We start from the raw sequence: 17211 nt of genomic DNA, 5'->3' as shown, positions 1-17211 counted from the left end.
TCCTGCCCCGCAGACCTCACGGAAGAAGCGCGACATGCCCCTGCACCGCCCTGCCGCCCCCTCGGACTTCGACGCCGTCTTCGATCTCTACATGCACGAGCGGGTCGTGCCCTACCTGGGCTACGACCCGATGCCGCGCGATGACTTTCGCCCGATCTTCCAGGGCCTGCTCGACAGCGGTGCGTTCTTCATCTTCGAAGTCGATGGGCAGCTCGCCGGCTTCTACCGCGTCACACGCTACCCGGGCCGCGCGCAGCATGTGGCGAGCCTGGGCACGCTCGCGGTCGATCCCGCATTCCACGGCCGCGGCATCGCGCAGACCATGGTGACCGACGTGCTCGCGCGGCTGAAGGCCGAAGGCGTTCGCCGCGTCGAGCTGATGGCCGAAAGCGACAACGCCACGGCCCTTCGTTTCTATGCCCGACTGGGCTTCGTGCAGGAAGGCACGCTGCGCCAGTTCTACCGCCGGGCCGGCGAAGCGGACTTCATCGACGAGCACCTGATGGCGCTGCTGTTCGACTGATCCGCTGTCGGATCAATGTTGTTGGTGCTTCGGCTTCCAGCGCCGCAGCAACAGCGCATTGGCCATCACGCTCACGCTCGACAACGCCATCGCCGCGCCGGCCACCACCGGGCTCAGCAAACCGAAAGCCGCGAGCGGAATGCCGGCCACGTTGTAGGCAAAGGCCCAGAACAGGTTCTGCCGGATCTTCGCCACCGTGCGGCCCGAGAGCTCGAGCGCTTCGGCCACGAGCGCGAGGTCGCCACGCATCAGCGTGATGCCGGCCGCTTCCATCGCCACGTCGGTGCCGCCACCCGACGGCGCCATCGCGATGCCCACGTCGGCCGCGGCCAGCGCGGGCGCGTCGTTCGCGCCGTCGCCGACCATCGCGACCACATGGCCGTTCTTGCGCAATGCACTCACCTGCTCGGCCTTGTCGGCCGGCAGCACGTCGGCGCGCACGTCCTCGGCCGGAATGCCCAGGCGCGCCGCCATCGCCTGCGCCGCGCGCAGGTTGTCGCCCGAGATCATCACCACGCGCAGGCCGCGCGCACGCAAGGTGCGGATCGCTTCGGCGGCTTGCGGCTTCGGCTCGTCGGCGAAGGCCAACAGTGCCTGCACATGCGCGGAGCCGGCATCGTCGAAGCACAGCAATGCGGAGACCGTGGCGCCCTGCGACTGCAGGCGCTCGATGTCGGCCTCGGCGGGCATCGCATCGAGTTCGCGGCACCAGCGCAGGCTCGCGATGGCCCAGGTCGCGCCGTTCACTTCGCCGCGCACGCCGCGCCCCGGCATCGCCTGCATCGCACCGAGCGGCGGCGCCTGTACGCCGCGTTCGGCAGCGGCAGACAACACGGCGCGTGCGAGCGGATGTTCGCTGCCGCCTTGCAGGCTGGCGGCCGTGGCGAGCAGGTCGTTCTCGTTGGCCAGCGCACCGGCCGCGGGCAGCAGCGCCGTGAGCACGGGGCGGCCCACCGTCAGCGTGCCGGTCTTGTCGAAGGCCACGGTGTCGACGCGGTGTGCAATTTCCAAAGCCCGCGCGTCCTTGATGAGGATGCCGTGCTTCGCGGCCACACCGGTGCCCGCCATCACCGCCACCGGCGTCGCCAGGCCCAGCGCACAGGGACAGGCGATGACCAGCACCGCCACCGCATGGATCAGCGCGGTCTCAACGCCGGCACCCGCGACCATCCAGCCCGCGAAGGTGACCAGCGCAATCACCAGCACCACCGGCACGAACACCGCCGCCACCTGGTCGACCATGCGCTGGATCGGCGCCTTCGCGGCCTGCGCGTCCTCGACCAGCCGGATGATCCGTGCCAGCACGCTCTCGGCGCCGACCGCGCGCACCTCGATGACCATGCGGCCGTCGCCGTTCACGGCGCCGCCGGTCAGCGCGTCACCGGGGTTCTTGGCCACGGGCAGCGGTTCGCCCGTGAGCATCGATTCGTCGACTTCGGACTGCCCTTCGAGCACGCGCGCATCGGCCGGCACACGTTCGCCGGGACGCACGGCGAGGCGGTCGCCGACCATCACCTCGGCCAGCGGCACGTCGCTTTCCTTGCCGCGTGCATTGATCAGGTGCGCCACTTCGGGCCGCAGCTGCTGCAGCGCGCGGATCGCCGAGGTGGCCTGGCGCTTGGCACGCGCCTCGAGCCACTTGCCCAGCAGCACCAGCGTGATCACCACCGCCGAGGCTTCGAAGTACAGGTGCGGCACCATGCCGTGCCCCGCATGCTCGCCGGTGGCGGCGCGCCACCACAGCCACAGCGACAGGCCGAAGGCCGCGCTGGTGCCCAGCGCCACGAGCAGGTCCATGTTGCCGGTGCGGGCCTTGGCCGCATGCCAGCCCGCGCGGTAGAAGCGCGCGCCGAGCCAGAACTGCACCGGCGTCGCCAGAAGCAGCTGCACCCAGGGCGGCAGCATCCAGCTCTGGCCGACCAGGTCGCCCAGCATCGGCGCCATCAGCGGGATCGACAGCGCCAGGCCGATGGCCACGGGCATGAAGCCGTGCCAGGGCGACAGCGCGGCGGCCTCGTCCTGCGCGGTGCTTTCGGCGCGCGGCTCGTAGCCGGCGGCGCGCACGGCGCGGCGCAGCAGCAGGGCCATGTCCTCGCCGCCGGTGGCCACGATGCGGGCCGACTCGGTCGCGAGGTTGACGCTCACGTTCTGCACGCCGGGCACGTTCTTGAGCGCGCGCTCCACGCGCATCACGCACGAGGCGCAGGTCATGCCGCCGACCGAGAGGTCCAGCGTGGCGGCGGCCGCGGAAGGTTGAGGCTGAATGTGTTCCATGGTCCCGAGGCTAAAGCCTGACACCATGGCAAGGTCAAGCGCGGTGACTTCAAAGCCCTTGGCCGGACGTTGACATCGTGAGAGGGTTGAAACTGGCGTTGTCCCCGATTCGGGTGTTCAATCCTTCCACCCTTCATTCATTCCGACAAGGAGCAACGACGATGAGCCAGAAATTCCAGGTCTCCGGCATGAGCTGCAACCACTGCGTGGAGGCGGTGCAGGACGCGGTACAGACGGTCGACCCGCACGCGCAGGTCACGGTCGATCTCGAAACCGGCCATGTGGACGTGTTGAGCCAGCAGCCGCGCCAGGACATCGTGGTCGCGATCGAGAACGCCGGCTACACCGTTCAATGATGACGGCGACCTCCGCCCACGGCCGCCAGGTCGCCATCGGCGAGGCCGCACGGCTGTCGGGCGTGTCGGCGCGCATGGTGCGCCACTACGAAGGCCTGGGCCTGCTGCCCGCGGTGGCGCGCACCGAGAGCGGCTACCGCCAGTACAACGACGCCGACATCCACACGCTGCGCTTCATCAAGCGCTCGCGCGACCTGGGGTTCTCGATGGAGGAAATCGCCGAACTGGTCGGCCTGTGGCACAACCGCCGCCGCGCCAGCTCGAGCGTCAAGCGCATCGCGCAAAAGCATCTAGGGGAACTGGAACAGCGCATCGCCGACATGCAGTCGATGCGCAGCACGCTCGCGCACCTCGTGCATTGCTGCCACGGCGATGCGCGGCCCGACTGCCCGATCCTCGACGACCTCAGCCAGGTCTAGCCGGCGGTCCCTTCGTGGAACACCGAGGAACCGGCTTTGCCGGGCCTCAGGTGTTGCCCCCGGTAGGGGGTTGGAGAAGCGACACGAAGTGCGCGAAGCCTGGGGGCGAGCCTGTGATCAGGCGTTCTTGACCAGCGACAGCACCTGGCTCGTGTCCAGCGTGCGCGCCCGTTCCTGGATCGCCGGCAGGTACTGCGTCTGCAGGCCCTGCCCTTCCTTCACCACGCTGGAGAACGCGTCCTTCAGCATCTGCGTGGAGAGCGTGCGCCCGCCCGCGTAGTAGCGCTTGGCCACGTGGCCCAGTGCATAGGTCGACGCGAAGCTCATGCCCGAGCTCACGGCCTGCTTGCCGAGGCCGCCCAGCAAACCGCCGCCGACCTTGCCCAGCAGGCCGCCGAGCAGCTTGCGCCCGGCCTGCTCCAGGTACTGCGAGGTCAGGCCCACGCCCACGGTGGCCAGGAAATCCTTGATGTGGCCGGTGTCCAGCTGGTAGCCGTGCGCCTGCCCGATGCGGTAGACCAGCTTCATCTGCAGCGGAATGATCGCCATGGTCGACAGCGTCTCGGGCAGCAGCTCGAGCGCGCCGTTGAGGATGGCGGCGTTGAGGATCGCCCGGTCGAGCTCGGTGCTGTCGGGGGCCTGCGGCGCCGCAGGGGCTGCGGCCGCTCCGGCCGTCACCGCGACCGCCGCTGGCACCGCGGCGGCAATGTCTTCCGCCCGCTGCGAAAACTGCGCCGCCGAGGCGTCCAGGCCGAGCGAGCTGCGCACGTCCATCAAAAAGAGCCGCTCCGGCTCCGACTGCACGCCGTCGGCGTCGCACATGCACACCGCCATCTCGTACGCCAGCTGGCGCGACTCGGCGCTTTTCAGCTCGCCGGCCACCGAGGCCAGCGACACCCGCTTCATCAGCACGTCCTGGTAGATCGTCGGCAGGTTCACGCCGTCGGCCTGCGACAGGCCCTCGGCGATGCGCTTGATCTCGGCGCGCTCGCGTTCGTGCTTCTCGCCGTCGACGAAGGCCGCCAGCAGGCTCAGGGTGACGATCGCTTTTGTTTCAGAAGGTGTCATGTTCGAGTTTTTTCGTCATGTGAAGGAGCGGATTGGGTCCGCGCGGCGCCCGAAGGTTCCTCCACGCGTTCTCCCCACAAAACTGGGGCAACTCTGTGGATAACCCCGGCACTGCTCTGTAGGGGCGTTGCAAGTCATTGATTTACAAAGGAAATCTACAACCTGCTCAATTAACAGGCAATGAATTTCTCGACCCGAAAACCGTCTTTCGCAGAATTGGCGAAGGCTGTCAAAGGACAACTCTGGGGAGAGTTTTTGCACAAGCCATCGGTTATCCACAGGGCCGGCGGGTTACCCCATGTTGTCCAAGTTGCGGGTACACCACGGAAGCGCGGGTGCGCACAGTGACGCGGGCATGACAAGTCGTTGTCACGTCAAGGAAAAAGCGACCTTTCCACAGACGGGTGCGACCCTTATCTACTACTACTAATTTGAATAAGAAGAATAAGAAGACAGGAAGAGGAAAAGCCGCGCCCGAAAAAAAAGCCGCGAAAGGCCGCGCCGGTCCCCGGCGCCTCGGGCGGAAAACCGGGCACGGGTCGTCCGTGGCCCTCGCTAACATCGCCGGATGAGCTTCAAACCCCGGATCCTGATTGCCGAAGACGAATCGGGCATCGCCGACACGCTCCAGTACGTTCTGAGCAGCGATGGTTTCCAGCCGATCTGGTGCGCCACGGCCGAAGAAGCCATCGCGCAGTTCGCACAGGAGCGCCCCGCGCTCGCCATCCTGGACATCGGATTGCCCGACCTGAACGGCTTCGAGCTCTTCAAACGCCTTCAGGCGCTGAACCAGTCGATGGGCGGCCCGGAGGTACCGATGGTGTTTTTGACGGCCCGCAGCGACGAAATAGACCGCGTGGTGGGCCTCGAACTGGGTGCGGACGACTACATTGCCAAGCCGTTTTCACCCCGTGAGCTGGTCGCCCGCGTGCGCACCATCCTGCGGCGCAGCGCCAGAAACGGCCCAGGAAGCCCGCCAGCGGCCGCAGCGCCGATTCATGGGGTACCCCATCAAAACGCGCCGGCGCCGCCTTCAGCGGCGCCACAGACCCCCGCAACCCCCTTTGCGCTCGACAGCGAGCGCATGCAGATCCGGTATTACGGACGGCTGCTCGAACTCTCGCGCTATGAATACGGCCTGCTGAAACTCATGGTCCAGCGCCCGGGGCGCGTGTTCACGCGCGACGAACTGCTGCAACTCGTCTGGGACGACGCCAGCGACAGCTTCGACCGCACGGTCGACGCGCACATCAAGACGCTGCGCGCCAAGCTCAAGACCATCGCGCCGGAGGTGGAGCCGATCCGCACGCTGCGCGGCACCGGCTACGCGCTGCACGAAGATCTGCCCGCCAGCAGGGAATGACGCGCCGGACCCGGATCTTCATCGGCATCCTGCTGATCTACACGGCGGGCATCGCCTTCCTGCTGTACCGCGTCGTTTCCGACATCGACCCGCGCTACCGCGAGTCGGCCGAGGAATCGCTGGTCGAGACCTCGCAGCTCATGGCCAGCCTGGTCGAGCAGGACGTGATCGCCGGCGCCATCAACACGGCGCGGCTGGAGCCGCTTTTTCGCAGCGTCTACACGCGCGAGTTTTCGGCCCAGATCTACAACCTGCACAAGAGCCGGGTCGAGCTGCGCGTGTACGTCACCGACCGCACCGGCCGCGTGATGTTCGATTCGCTCGGCCGCCACCTGGGCAACGACTACTCGCAGTGGAGCGACGTGAAGCGCACGCTCGGCGGCCTGTACGGCGCGCGCACTTCGCGCGATGTCGACGGCGACCCGCGCACTTCCGTGATGTACGTCGGCGCACCCATTCGCTGGAACGACGAGATCGTCGGCGTGGTCAGCGTCGGCAAGCCGGTGCAGAGCTTCGGCCAGTTCGTCGAGGACGCGCGCGTGCGCACCATCTGGGTCGGCGTGGGTTCGGCGCTGGCGCTGCTGCTGCTCACCGTGATCGTCTCGGTGTGGCTCGTGCGGCCCTTCGGCCTGATCCGCGACTACTGGACCTGGGTGCGCGCGCAGCGCAGCCTGAGCCTGTCGCGCATGGCGCGGCGCGCGGTCGACGCGGTGCGCACCGGCTTCGGCGAGATGCGCGACGCGCTCACCGGGCGCAACTACGTGGCCGACTACGTGCAGACCTTCACGCACGAAGTGAAGAGCCCGCTCTCGGCCATCCGCGGCGCGGCCGAGCTGCTGCAGGAGCCGCAGATGCCGCACGACCAGCGCGAACGTTTCCTGAAGAACATCGAACGCGAAACCCAGCGCATCCAGGAAATCGTCGACCGCATGATGGAGCTCACCGCGCTCGAGACGCGGCGCACGCTCGACCGCACCGAACCCGTGGCGCTGGGGCCGCTCATCGAAGACATTGCCGCCAGCGCGCAACCCGCTGCGTCTCGACGCAACATCCGGTTGATCGTGAACATTCGAGAGCCTGCGCGTGTCGAGGGCGATCCGTTCCTGCTGCGCCGCGCGATCAGCAACCTGCTCGACAACGCCCTCGACTTTTCACCGCCCGACAGCGAGGTGCTGCTGACGCTGGAAACCACCTCGCGCCTGGCGCGCATCAACGTGCGCGACCACGGCCCGGGCATTCCGGACTACGCGCAGGAAAAAGTCTTCGAGAAGTTCTATTCGCTCGCCCGGCCGCACAGCCAGAAGAAGAGCACGGGGCTGGGCCTGGCGTTCGTGAAGGAAATCGCGACCCTGCACCGCGGCCGCATCGACCTGGGCAACGCGACGCGCGGCGGCGCCGTGGCGACGCTCACGCTGCCGCTGCTGTCAACCCATCACTGACCCACGAGAGCGCGATACGCCTCGCGCGTCTCGGGGCTCACGGCGTCGAGCAGCTGCTCGTACGAGGTCTGGTGCCGCGCCAGCATGCGCGCCGAGGCCACGGCCTTCGACTTGCAGAACCAGTGGCAGGTGTGCTGCATCAGGAACAGCTCGGCCGACATCGTGAAGGCCTTCGATTTCGGCGAGCGGCCGGCGGCGTTCTTCGCCACGCCCGCGATGCCGCGCGCATGAATGCGCAGTGCTTCGCGCAGGTCGAAGCTGGCGGCGGGGAACAGCGTGGTGGCGAACGGCAAGGCCACCGGCAAGCGGCTCACGCGCGTGTCGGCTTCGGGTTCGCGCGCCAGTTCGGCGGCGAAGGTCTCGAACTGGGCGGCGAGCTTTTCCTCGGTGGCGTCGAGCAGGTGCCAGATCTGCTGGCGGCGCTCGGCGTCGTCTTCGCCGAGGCAGCGCAGGTAGCCCTGGGTCAGGCTCTCCATCAGCTTCTCGATCTGGTAGCGGCCCAGATGGCGACCGAGCAGCGCGATGCGCTGGTGCTGTTCCTTGGACTTGAGGATGTAGAAGCCGGCGGCGATCAGGGCCACCAGGGTGAGGATTTCCATGGATGCGAGAAAAGGGGAGAAAAGAGAAGAGACGAAAAAACGCGGGGGCCGCGGCACCGAGTGTAGGCACCGCAGACCGCCCGCGTTTTCCTTCTGCTGGATCGTCTTTTCGTGAAACACCGCGGAACCGGCTTTGCCGGGCCGCTGGTGTTGCCCCCGGCGAGGGGGTTGGCGTAGCGACACGAAGTGCGCGTAGCCTGGGGGAGTGCCGTTACCTGAAGAAATCAAGGATGCGGTTGCGCTCTTCAGGCGGCGGCGGCGCGCCGACCGGCGCGCCCGTCAGCACTTCCACCGGCTGGATCGGCTGCTCGGCGCTTTCCAGGCCCAGGCTCGCCACGTTGTGGCCCGGCGTGAAGTCGTCGAAGTACCACTCGCCGTCGATGCTCACCACGCCGGGCGGTTCGGCCGGCAGGGTCACGGGCACGCCGCGCAGCGCCGACTGCATGTAGCCGATCCAGATCGGCAGGCTCAGGCTGCCGCCGGTCTCGCCGCGCACGCCGAGCTGGCGCGGCGTGTCGTAGCCGACCCAGGCGATGCCCACGCGCGTGGGCTGGAAGCCCGCGAACCAGGTGTCGAAGGAGTCGTTGGTGGTGCCGGTCTTGCCGTACAGGTCGTCGCGCTTGAGCGCCTGGTAGGCCTTGAAGCCGGAGCCGCCCTTGACCACGCTCTGCAGCAGCGATTCCATGATGAAGGCGTTGCGCGCGGGAATGGCGCGGCGGCTTTCGTCGAGCACCGGGGGCTCGGTTTCCATCAGCACCTTGTCCTTGAGGTTGGTGACGCGCGTCACGAGGTACGGGTTCACGCGGTAGCCGCCGTTGGCGAACACCGAATAGCCCACCGCCATCTGCATCGGCGTGACCGAGCCGGCGCCCAGGCCCATCGGCAGGTTGGCCGGGTGCTTGTCCTTGTCGAAGCCGAACTTGGTGACCCAGTCTTGCGCGTAGGGCGCGCCGATCGACTGCAGCACGCGCAGCGTGACCAGGTTCTTCGACTTCATGAGCGCGTTGCGCAGCGGCATCGGGCCTTCGAAGCCGCCGTCGAAGTTCTTCGGGTCCCAGGGTTGGCCGCCGTTGGCGGCGGCATCGAACACCAGCGGCGCGTCGTTCACCACGGTGGCGGGCGTGAAACCCTTTTCGAGCGCGGCCGAATAGATGAAGGGCTTGAAGCTCGAGCCCGGCTGGCGCCAGGCCTGCGAGACGTGGTTGAACTTGTTCTTGCCGAAGTCGAAGCCTCCGACCAGCGCCGTGATGGCGCCCGTGCGCGGGTCCATGCCGATGAAGGCGCCCTCCACTTCGGGCAGCTGCGTGATTTCCCAGGTGTTCTTCGGCGTCTTCGCGACGCGGATCACGGCGCCGCGGCGGATCTTGATGTTCGGCGGCGCCTTCGCGGCCAGGCCGGACTGCGCGGGCTTGAGGCCCTCGCCGGAGATCTCGAAGGCTTCGCCGTTGGCGCGCACCGCGGTCACTTCCTTGGCGCTGGCTTCCAGCACCACGGCCGAGATCACGTCGCCGTTGTCGGGGTGCTCGGCCAGGGCTTCGTCGACCGCCTCGTCGATCTCCTTCTGGCCGCTGGCCGGCAGGTCGACGAACTTCTCGGGGCCGCGGTACACCTGACGGCGCTCGTAATCCATGATGCCCTTGCGCAGCGACTTGTACGCCGCGGCCTGGTCGGCCGCCACGAGCGAGGTGTAGACCTTCATGCCGCTGGTGTAGATGCTGTCGCCGTACTGCGCGTACATCATCTGGCGCACCGTCTCGGCCACGTACTCGGCGTGCAGGCGGTTCGGGTCGGCGGCGTCGCGCAGGTGCAGCTCCTCCTTCTTGGCTTCGGCCGCCTGTTCGGCGGTGATGAAGCCGGTCTCGTGCATGCGGTCGATCACGTAGAGCTGGCGCGCCCGCGCGCGACGCGGGTTGGCCACCGGGTTGTTGGCGCCGGGCGCCTTCGGCAGGCCGGCCAGCATGGCGGCCTCGGCGATGGTCACTTGCTGCAGCGGCTTGCCGAAGTAGGCCTCGGAGGCGGCGGCGAAACCGTAGGCGCGGTTGCCCAGGTAGATCTGGTTCAGGTAGATCTCGAGGATCTGGTCTTTGCTGAGCTGCTGCTCGAGCCGGAAGGCCAGCACGATCTCCGAGGCCTTGCGGCTGAGCGTGCGCTCCGAGCTCAGGTAGACGTTGCGCGCCACCTGCATCGTGATGGTCGAGGCGCCCTGCTTGCGCCCGCCCTTGAAGCTGGCCACGGCCGCGCGCGCGAAGCCCTTGTAGTCCACGCCGCCGTGGTCGTAGAAGCGCGCGTCTTCCACGGCCAGCACGGCGTCCTTCATGACCTTCGGAATGTTGGCGAAGGGCGTGAGGTTGCGGCGCTCCTCGCCGAACTCGCCGATCAGCGAACCCTCGGCCGTGTACACGCGCAGCGGCAGCTTGGGCCGGTAGTCGGCCAGCTCGGAAATGTCGGGCAGCTTCGGGTAGATGGCGACCACCCCCACGATGGCGGCGCCCAGCAGCGCGACGGCGCCGGCACCGGCCGCGATGGCGCTCCAGCCGGCGATGCGTTTCCACGGGAGCTGGCGCAGCGCACCGGCGGGTTGGGAAGGGCGAGGTTCTTGGGACATGGGATGGGGGCTAGCGAAGAGGTTGGAGCCGTGGCGCGCGCGGGCGTTCCGTCACCCGGGGATCGAGCGCGCCGCGCCGCACGCCTTCCAGCGCGCAGTGCATGGCATCGAAATACTTGTCGTGGTCGTAGGCGATGAGCAGCAGGTCCACCCCGGCGTCGAGTGCGCCCAGCGTGGCGTTGCAAAGACCTCGGTTGTAGGCCCCGCCCATCGTGAGGTCGTCGGTGACGAGCAGGCCCTGAAAGCCCCATTCGCCTCGAATCACCTGCCGCACGATTTTGCGTGAGAAAGAGACCGGCGCGTCCGCGTCGAGTTCCCGAAGGATGACATGGCCGAGCATGATCGCGGCATCCGAATGTTTCGACACGTCTTGAAACGGCTTCCAGTCGTGCGCGGCCAGCCGGGCCACGGGCGTGCGCAGTTCGGCACCCATGTGGTGCGTGTCCTCGGTCACGCCGGCCAGGCCGGGAAAGTGCTTGAGCGTGCCGCGCACGCCAGCCGATTCAAGGCCTTGCTCGTAAGCGAGCGCCACCTGCGCGGTGACGTCGGGGTCGCTGGAAATGGCGCGTTCCTCGATGCGGGTGTGCAGGTCCCAGCGGCCCGGGGCGCGGCCGGGGCGCAGGTCGACCACCGGGCTGAAGTTCAGCGTGATGCCCAGCGCGGCGAGCGCCCCGCCCTGCTGCGCGCCGTAGGCGCGGGCACGTTGCAACAGTTCGTGTGCGGGCACGTCGGCCTCGAGCAGGCTGGCGAGTGCCGGCTGGCGGGGCACCATCGGCGACAGGCGCGAGACGCCGCCGCCCTCCTGGTCGGTCGCCACCACCAGCGGCGGCAAGCCGGCCGCGAGCCGCAGCGCCTGCAGGCTGGCAATTTCCGCGCGCAAGGTGTCGGCGCTGCGGCCCTTCACGTTGCGGCCGGTGACGAAGATGCCGCCGATCAGGCCCCGGCGGGCCAGCTCGCGCAGGTCGTTCGCGTCGTCATAACCGACGATGAAGCGCGCGCCGAGTGCCTGCGCCACCGGGCCCGAGGCCGCGTTCACTTCCAGTCGGTGCTGGCGCGAGGCCAGCTCGTGGCCCAGCGCCGTCAGCGTCGCGCCCACCGTCAGGGCCAGCGCCACGACACGGCGCGCACCGCGCGCGCTGCGCCAGGCGATCGCGGCGGCGGCGCACAGCGCGGCGAGGAGCAGTGGCAGCTCTTCCTCGCGCAGGAAGCGCAGGTGCGGGTCCTTCAGGTGCCAGGCCCAGGCGCACAGCACGGCCAGCAACAGCCAGCCGAGCACGCCGGGGATGGCGCGCAGCAGTCTCATGCGTCCACCGTGGCCGCCGGGGTGGCCGGGGCGGGGTCGCTGCGGCGCGACAGCGCATACCAGTCGACCTTGCGCGTCACCAGCATCAGCGCGGCCAGCATGCCGAAGATCAGCAGCGCGCCCAGCAGCAGCGCATTGCTTTCCGAGGCCAGCAGGCCGTAGAGCGCGCCGTACAGCAGCGCCACGAAGGCGGCGAACGACAGGCCGCGTTGCCAGCCGCCGAGCACCGCGCTGAAGTACACGGCCAGCAGCGCCACGCTGGCTGCGGCCGCGCCCGCGTAGGCCATCCAGAAGGCGAACTTCTCCGACAGCGCGAGCAGCAACAGGAAGAACAGCGCGATCGACAGGCCCACCAGCCCGTACTGCACCGGATGCAGGCGCAGCTTGCGGAACAGCTCGAACATGAAGGCCGCCATCAGCACCAGGCCGATGAAGAGCGCGCCGTACTTGCCGGCCCGCGTGCTCATCGAATACACGTTGACGGGCTGTGCGAGCGACACGTCGAAGGTCTGCAGCGGGCCCGAGACATGGCGCGACATGGACGCCGAGGGCGCTGTGCGCACGACGGCCGCCGCGGCGTTCTGCGCGGCATCGCCTTCGCTGCCCCACAGGCCGGCACGCACCTGCTCGCGCGCCGTGGTCACGAGCGAGGACACGCGCCAGTGCGCGTCGAAGCCCTGCGGCGTCACCTCGCGCTGCGTGGCCAGGAAGCGACCGCCGAAGCTGGGGTGCGCCCACGGCGAACGCAGGTGCGCGGTGGTTTCCTCGGCGATCGGCACCATCGAGAGCGTGTCCTGGCCCACCAGCGAGAGCTTCATGTCGAAGGCCAGCGGCTTGCCCGTCTGCCAGGCGGCGAGCGCGGCGCCCGTGAGCGGCGCGTGGATGCCGTCGGCGTACGTCGCGTTGTCGGGCAGGCCCGGCACGCGCTGGCGAAAGCGCAGCGCCTCGCCGTTGACGGTGAGCGCGGGCGAGCCGTCGAGGCCGCGCAGGTCGCTCACGTGGAAGGCGACGAACGGCGGGCGGAACTCGATCGACGAGCCGCTTTCGCTGTGCGGCACGGCCTGCGGGTCGAAGCCCGCGAAGCCGCCGCCGAGCGCGGCCGTGAGCGTGTAGAACGGAATGCGGAAGATGCCGCGGTAGCGCTCCTGCGGCGCCATGTCGCCCTCGATGTGCAGCTTGTCGGGGAACACGGCGTGCACCATCTCTTTGCTCTGCGGGGCCTGCCCGATCACCTTGCCCTGCGCGTTGCGCAGCGGCTCCATCCAGCGCTCCACGTACGGCACCAGCAGCAGCGGGCCGACCATGGCCTGCGGCCCGGCATAAGACTCGGCGAGCTCGCGCGCGGCCTCCTGCTGGCTTTCGCCGCGGGCGCGGTTCAGGTCGTCGATGCGCGCCAGCGGAATGCACAGCACCAGCAGCAGGAAGAACAGGCCGGCCACCTTGACCAGCACCGAAGCCTGCAGGGCCTTCAACAGTTGAAGCATGGGTTTCTCCCCTCTTTTGCGGGTTTTTTCGTGATGAGGCGCCGATGCTCTCCGGCCGATCCGAAGGCCGTATGAAGCCGCTGCGCCGCGCACTTCACACAGACTTCACACAGCGGCGCCTCCGGTTGTGGCGACTTCAACGCGCCTTCCAACTGCCTTCTCGCACGCTCACGACAGTGAGGGCCGTGCAAGTTCGCACGCAGAAGGACACCCGCCATGGACACCCCCACCACCCCACGCCCCGGCCGTTGGCTCTGGCTCGCCACCGTGAGCCTGGCCACCGTGGGTTTCATCGCCATGGGCGCCCGCCCGGTCCACGCGCAGGAAGCGCCTGCCGGTCCGCGCCTGAAGACCGAGAGCCCGTATTTCTTCGTCAAGAGCGACGACCCCTCGGTCGACCGCCTGCCGCTGAAGGGCACCGAGGTCTCGGTCAAGATTTCGGGCGTGATCGCCGACGTCACGGTCACGCAGACCTACCGCAACGAAGGCCAGCGCGCCATCGAGGCGAAGTACGTGTTCCCCGGTTCCACCAAGGCGGCCGTGAGCGGCCTCAACGTGCGCCTGGCCGACCGGCTCATCACGGCGCAGATCCGCGAGAAGCAGCAGGCCAAGATCGAATACGACACCGCCAAGAAGGAAGGCAAGACCGCCGCGCTGCTCGAGCAGCACCTGCCCAACGTGTTCCAGATGAACGTCGCCAACATCCTGCCGGGCGACGACGTGAAGGTCGAGCTGCGCTACACCGAGCTGCTGGTGCCGCAGTCGGGCAACTACCAGTTCGTGTTCCCGACCGTGGTCGGGCCGCGCTACAACAGCCCGCAGTCGGAGAACGCACAGGCGAAGTGGCCGGCGCAACCCACGCTGCGCGCCGGCGTGGCGCCGGCCACCAGCTTCAAGCTCACCGCGAGCATCGACACGCCGATGGGCCTGAAGGAAATCCGCTCCGCCACGCACACCATCGACGTGAAGAAGCGCGACGAAGACCAGCACGCGGACATCACGCTCGGTGCCGACGGCCGCCCCGCCGACAACCGCGACTTCGTGCTCGACTACCGCCTGGCGGGCGAGAAGATCGAGTCGGGCCTCATGCTCTACAAGGGCCAGGGAGACAACGCCGAGAACTTCTTCCTCGCCATGGTCGAGCCGCCCAAGGCCGTGACCGCCAGCGCCATCTCGCCGCGCGACTACATCTTCGTGGTCGACATCTCGGGCTCGATGCACGGCTTTCCGCTGGACACCGCCAAGACCGTGCTCGAACGCCTGATCGGCGGCCTGCGCCCCAGCGACACCTTCAACGTGCTGCTGTTCTCGGGCAGCAACAAGATGCTGTCGCCGCAGTCGGTGCCGGCCACGCGCGCCAACATCGAGCAGGCGCTCGCCACGATCAAGAACTACAGCGGCAGCGGCAGCACCGAGCTGATTCCGGCGCTCAAGCGCGTGTACGCCGAACCCAAGGCCGCGAACGTGTCGCGCACCGTGGTGGTGGTGACCGACGGCTACGTGACGGTCGAGCGCGAAGCCTTCGAGCTGGTGCGCAACAACCTGTCGAAGGCCAACGTGTTCGCCTTCGGCATCGGCTCGTCGGTGAACCGCAGCCTCATGGAAGGCATCGCACGCGCCGGCATGGGCGAGCCCTTCATCATCACCGACCCGGTGCAGGCACCCGAGCAGGCCGCGCGCTTTCGCCGCATGGTGGAGTCGCCCGTGCTGACGAACGTGAAGGCCACCTTCGGCGGCCTGGACGTGTACGACGTGGAGCCGCAGGCGCTGCCCGACGTGCTGGGCGAGCGCCCCGTGATCGTGTTCGGCAAGTGGCGCGGTGAGGCCAAGGGCCGCGTGATCATCGAAGGCCAGGCCGCCACCGGCCCGTACCGCGAGGAAGTGCGCATCACGCCGCAGACGCGCCAGGACACCGCCGCGCTGCGCACGCTGTGGGCACGCCACCGCATCCAGAGCCTGAGCGACCAGGAAGCGCTCGAAGGCAGCGCCGCCTTCAAGGACCGCATCACCGAGCTGGGCCTGAAGTACAGCCTGCTCACGCAGTACACCAGCTTCATCGCGGTGGACAAGGTGGTGCGCAACGTCGCGCCGCAGAACAGCGTGGACGTGAACCAGCCGCTGCCGATGCCGCAAGGCGTGAGCGACCTGGCACTGGGCGCCGAGGTGCCGAGCACGCCGGAGCCGGAAACGCTGGGCGCGATCGCCGTCGTGCTGTCGATGCTGGCCATGCTGCGCCGCCGCGCACGCCGCAACGACCCCCGTCGTTTCACCGCCTGAACACAGGACGCACGACCATGTCTCTGGCAACCCTGGCCCACCACCATCCGCGCGTCGTGGACTGGGCCATCCGCATCGACCGCACGCCGGCCTTCGGCTGGCTGGCGCTGCAGTGCGCCGCGCTCGCGCCCACCTGGGCCTGGATGGCCCGCCGCCTGCAGGACGGTTCCGACGATCCGCTGGGCCTCGTGGCGCTGGTCGCCCTGGCGGCGCTCGCCTGGCAGTGCCGGCGCGAGCTGCGGGCCTCGCCGCGCCTGGGCTGGCTGGCGCTGGCCGGCGTGGGCACCGTGCTCGCCACGCTGCTGCGCACGGGGCTCGGTGGCATGCCCGCGCTGCCGCCGCTGGCCTCGGGGCTGGTGGCGGTGCTGTCGCTCGCGGCCGGGCTGCTGGCCTTTTTGCCGCGCGGCGTGGCGGCGCTGCCGGTGGCCGGGCTGTCGGTGCTGGCGCTGCCGCTGCTGTCGTCGCTGCAGTTCTACGCCGGCTACCCGCTGCGCGTGGTGACGGCCGAGGCCAGCCGCTGGCTGCTCGCGCCGGGCTTCGAGGTGGCGCGCGAAGGCGCGACGCTGATGGTCGACGGGCGCCTGGTGATCGTCGACGCGCCCTGCTCGGGCGTGCAGATGGTGTGGCTGGGCTACTTCACGGCCTGCGCGGTCGCGCTGTGGGCGCGGCGCGGCGACCACGCCTTCCTGCGCCGCCTGCCGGCCGTCGGCCTGCTGGTGCTGGCCGGCAACATCGTGCGCAACAGCGTGCTGATCGCTTTTGAAGGCGCCGGCCACGCGCTCGCGCCGTGGGCGCACAACGCGCTGGGGCTGGTGCTGCTGGCCGTGGTGTGCGGCGCCATCGCGCGCCTGATGGTGCCGGCGCGCGCGGCGCCGCGCATCGAACTCGACCGCCCGCTGCCGGGCCTGATCACCGCCGAAGGAGGCCGCCGTGTCGATACCGTTCGTTGAGCGCTGGTTCGCCAACCATTTCATCAACCGCGTGGGCCACAAGAGCGCCTTCGCGCTGGCGATGCTGCTGTGCGTGCTCTGGTCGGCCGCCGCGGCGCTGCGCGCGCCCGCTGAAGAGGCCGACGCCGTGGGTTCCCACGAATGGCCGAGCCAGTGGGACGGCGTGCCGCTGCGCCCGCTGGCGCTGAGCGAGGTCGAGCAGCGCTTTGCCGATCGCTTCCCGGGCGCCATCGGCCGCATGACCGACGGCCAGCAGACGCTGGTGATGCGCGCCGTGAACCGGCCCACGCGCATGCTGCATCCGGCCGCCGACTGCTACCGCGCGCTGGGCTACCGCATCGAGCAGGCGCGGCTGGAACGCGACGCGCAAGCGCGGATGTGGCGCTGTTTTGTGGCGCAACGGCACGGTACGGCAAATTTCCGCGTCTGCGAGCGCATCGTCGACGCCCAAGGCACGGCTTTCACCGACACTTCGGCTTGGTACTGGGCGGCGGCCAGCGGCCAGTCGCACGGTCCGTGGCAAGCTGTCACCGTGGCAAGACCGATGTGAT

Annotated in this window: 14 protein-coding genes; 8 read left to right on the top strand and 6 right to left on the bottom strand. The window is 68.8% G+C overall.

Going from position 1 to position 17211, the window contains the following annotated elements:
- The first annotated feature begins 34 nt into the window (after positions 1 to 34).
- A complete protein-coding gene (locus FFI97_RS28830; RefSeq protein ID WP_260685216.1) occupies positions 35 to 523 on the top strand; it encodes a GNAT family N-acetyltransferase in 489 nt (162 codons plus the stop codon).
- Between the two features lie 12 nt (positions 524 to 535).
- Here FFI97_RS28830 and FFI97_RS28825 read toward each other — a convergent pair whose 3' ends face one another.
- Positions 536 to 2797 carry a heavy metal translocating P-type ATPase gene (locus FFI97_RS28825; protein WP_139702974.1) on the bottom strand — a complete coding sequence of 754 codons (2262 nt, stop codon included), beginning with the start codon at positions 2795 to 2797 and terminating at the stop codon, positions 536 to 538.
- A 161-nt stretch (positions 2798 to 2958) separates the two neighbouring features.
- On the opposite strand from FFI97_RS28825, the gene FFI97_RS28820 reads away from it, so the two are divergent.
- Both FFI97_RS28820 and cueR read left to right on the top strand, forming a co-directional pair.
- Positions 2959 to 3153 (top strand): heavy-metal-associated domain-containing protein, encoded by a 195-nt coding sequence (locus tag FFI97_RS28820; RefSeq protein ID WP_062473802.1) that lies wholly within the window; start codon positions 2959 to 2961, stop codon positions 3151 to 3153.
- On the top strand, positions 3153 to 3572 hold the full coding sequence (gene cueR, locus FFI97_RS28815; RefSeq protein WP_062473804.1) for a Cu(I)-responsive transcriptional regulator: 420 nt from the start codon (positions 3153 to 3155) through the stop codon (positions 3570 to 3572). Before FFI97_RS28820 ends, cueR begins: the two co-directional genes overlap by 1 nt.
- Before the next feature lie 117 nt (positions 3573 to 3689).
- Here cueR and FFI97_RS28810 read toward each other — a convergent pair whose 3' ends face one another.
- Positions 3690 to 4640: a YcjF family protein gene (locus FFI97_RS28810; RefSeq protein ID WP_070063948.1), complete on the bottom strand. Its 951-nt coding sequence runs from the start codon at positions 4638 to 4640 to the stop codon at positions 3690 to 3692.
- A 568-nt stretch (positions 4641 to 5208) separates the two neighbouring features.
- On the opposite strand from FFI97_RS28810, the gene creB reads away from it, so the two are divergent.
- On the top strand, positions 5209 to 6003 hold the full coding sequence (creB, locus tag FFI97_RS28805; RefSeq protein ID WP_062473807.1) for a two-component system response regulator CreB: 795 nt from the start codon (positions 5209 to 5211) through the stop codon (positions 6001 to 6003).
- Positions 6000 to 7442, top strand: coding sequence for a two-component system sensor histidine kinase CreC (creC, locus tag FFI97_RS28800; RefSeq protein ID WP_062473809.1), 1443 nt, complete (start codon positions 6000 to 6002; stop codon positions 7440 to 7442). The genes creB and creC overlap by 4 nt, the downstream gene beginning before the upstream one ends.
- Here the strand turns inward: creC and FFI97_RS28795 are convergent.
- The 4 genes from FFI97_RS28795 to creD form a co-directional block, all read right to left on the bottom strand.
- Complete coding sequence (locus FFI97_RS28795) at positions 7436 to 8041, bottom strand: hypothetical protein (protein WP_139702973.1); 606 nt, start codon at positions 8039 to 8041, stop codon at positions 7436 to 7438. The two genes, creC and FFI97_RS28795, sit on opposite strands and share 7 nt — an antisense overlap.
- Before the next feature lie 211 nt (positions 8042 to 8252).
- A complete protein-coding gene (locus FFI97_RS28785) occupies positions 8253 to 10646 on the bottom strand; it encodes a penicillin-binding protein 1A (RefSeq protein ID WP_139702972.1) in 2394 nt (797 codons plus the stop codon).
- A 10-nt stretch (positions 10647 to 10656) separates the two neighbouring features.
- On the bottom strand, positions 10657 to 11949 hold the full coding sequence (locus FFI97_RS28780) for a glycoside hydrolase family 3 N-terminal domain-containing protein (protein WP_139702971.1): 1293 nt from the start codon (positions 11947 to 11949) through the stop codon (positions 10657 to 10659).
- The gene (creD, locus tag FFI97_RS28775) at positions 11946 to 13433 is read right to left on the bottom strand and encodes a cell envelope integrity protein CreD (protein WP_139702970.1); all 1488 of its coding nucleotides are present in this window, start codon (positions 13431 to 13433) and stop codon (positions 11946 to 11948) included. The genes FFI97_RS28780 and creD overlap by 4 nt, the downstream gene beginning before the upstream one ends.
- A 216-nt stretch (positions 13434 to 13649) precedes the next feature.
- Here creD and FFI97_RS28770 point away from each other — a divergent pair, with 216 nt between their 5' ends.
- The 3 genes from FFI97_RS28770 to FFI97_RS28760 are packed head-to-tail and all read left to right on the top strand — an operon-like array spanning position 13650 to position 17210.
- Positions 13650 to 15710 carry a VIT and vWA domain-containing protein gene (locus tag FFI97_RS28770; protein ID WP_139702969.1) on the top strand — a complete coding sequence of 687 codons (2061 nt, stop codon included), beginning with the start codon at positions 13650 to 13652 and terminating at the stop codon, positions 15708 to 15710.
- A 17-nt stretch (positions 15711 to 15727) separates the two neighbouring features.
- Positions 15728 to 16660, top strand: coding sequence for an exosortase Q (gene xrtQ, locus FFI97_RS28765; protein ID WP_139702968.1), 933 nt, complete (start codon positions 15728 to 15730; stop codon positions 16658 to 16660).
- The gene (locus tag FFI97_RS28760) at positions 16641 to 17210 is read left to right on the top strand and encodes a hypothetical protein (RefSeq protein WP_062480445.1); all 570 of its coding nucleotides are present in this window, start codon (positions 16641 to 16643) and stop codon (positions 17208 to 17210) included. The genes xrtQ and FFI97_RS28760 overlap by 20 nt, the downstream gene beginning before the upstream one ends.
- Position 17211: the final 1 nt, after the last annotated feature.

The organism is Variovorax sp. KBS0712 (assembly GCF_006323185.2).
Taxonomy (GTDB): domain Bacteria; phylum Pseudomonadota; class Gammaproteobacteria; order Burkholderiales; family Burkholderiaceae_C; genus Variovorax; species Variovorax boronicumulans.
The sequence above is the reverse complement of the archived record's forward strand: the minus strand, read 5'-3'. Positions and strand labels throughout refer to the sequence as shown.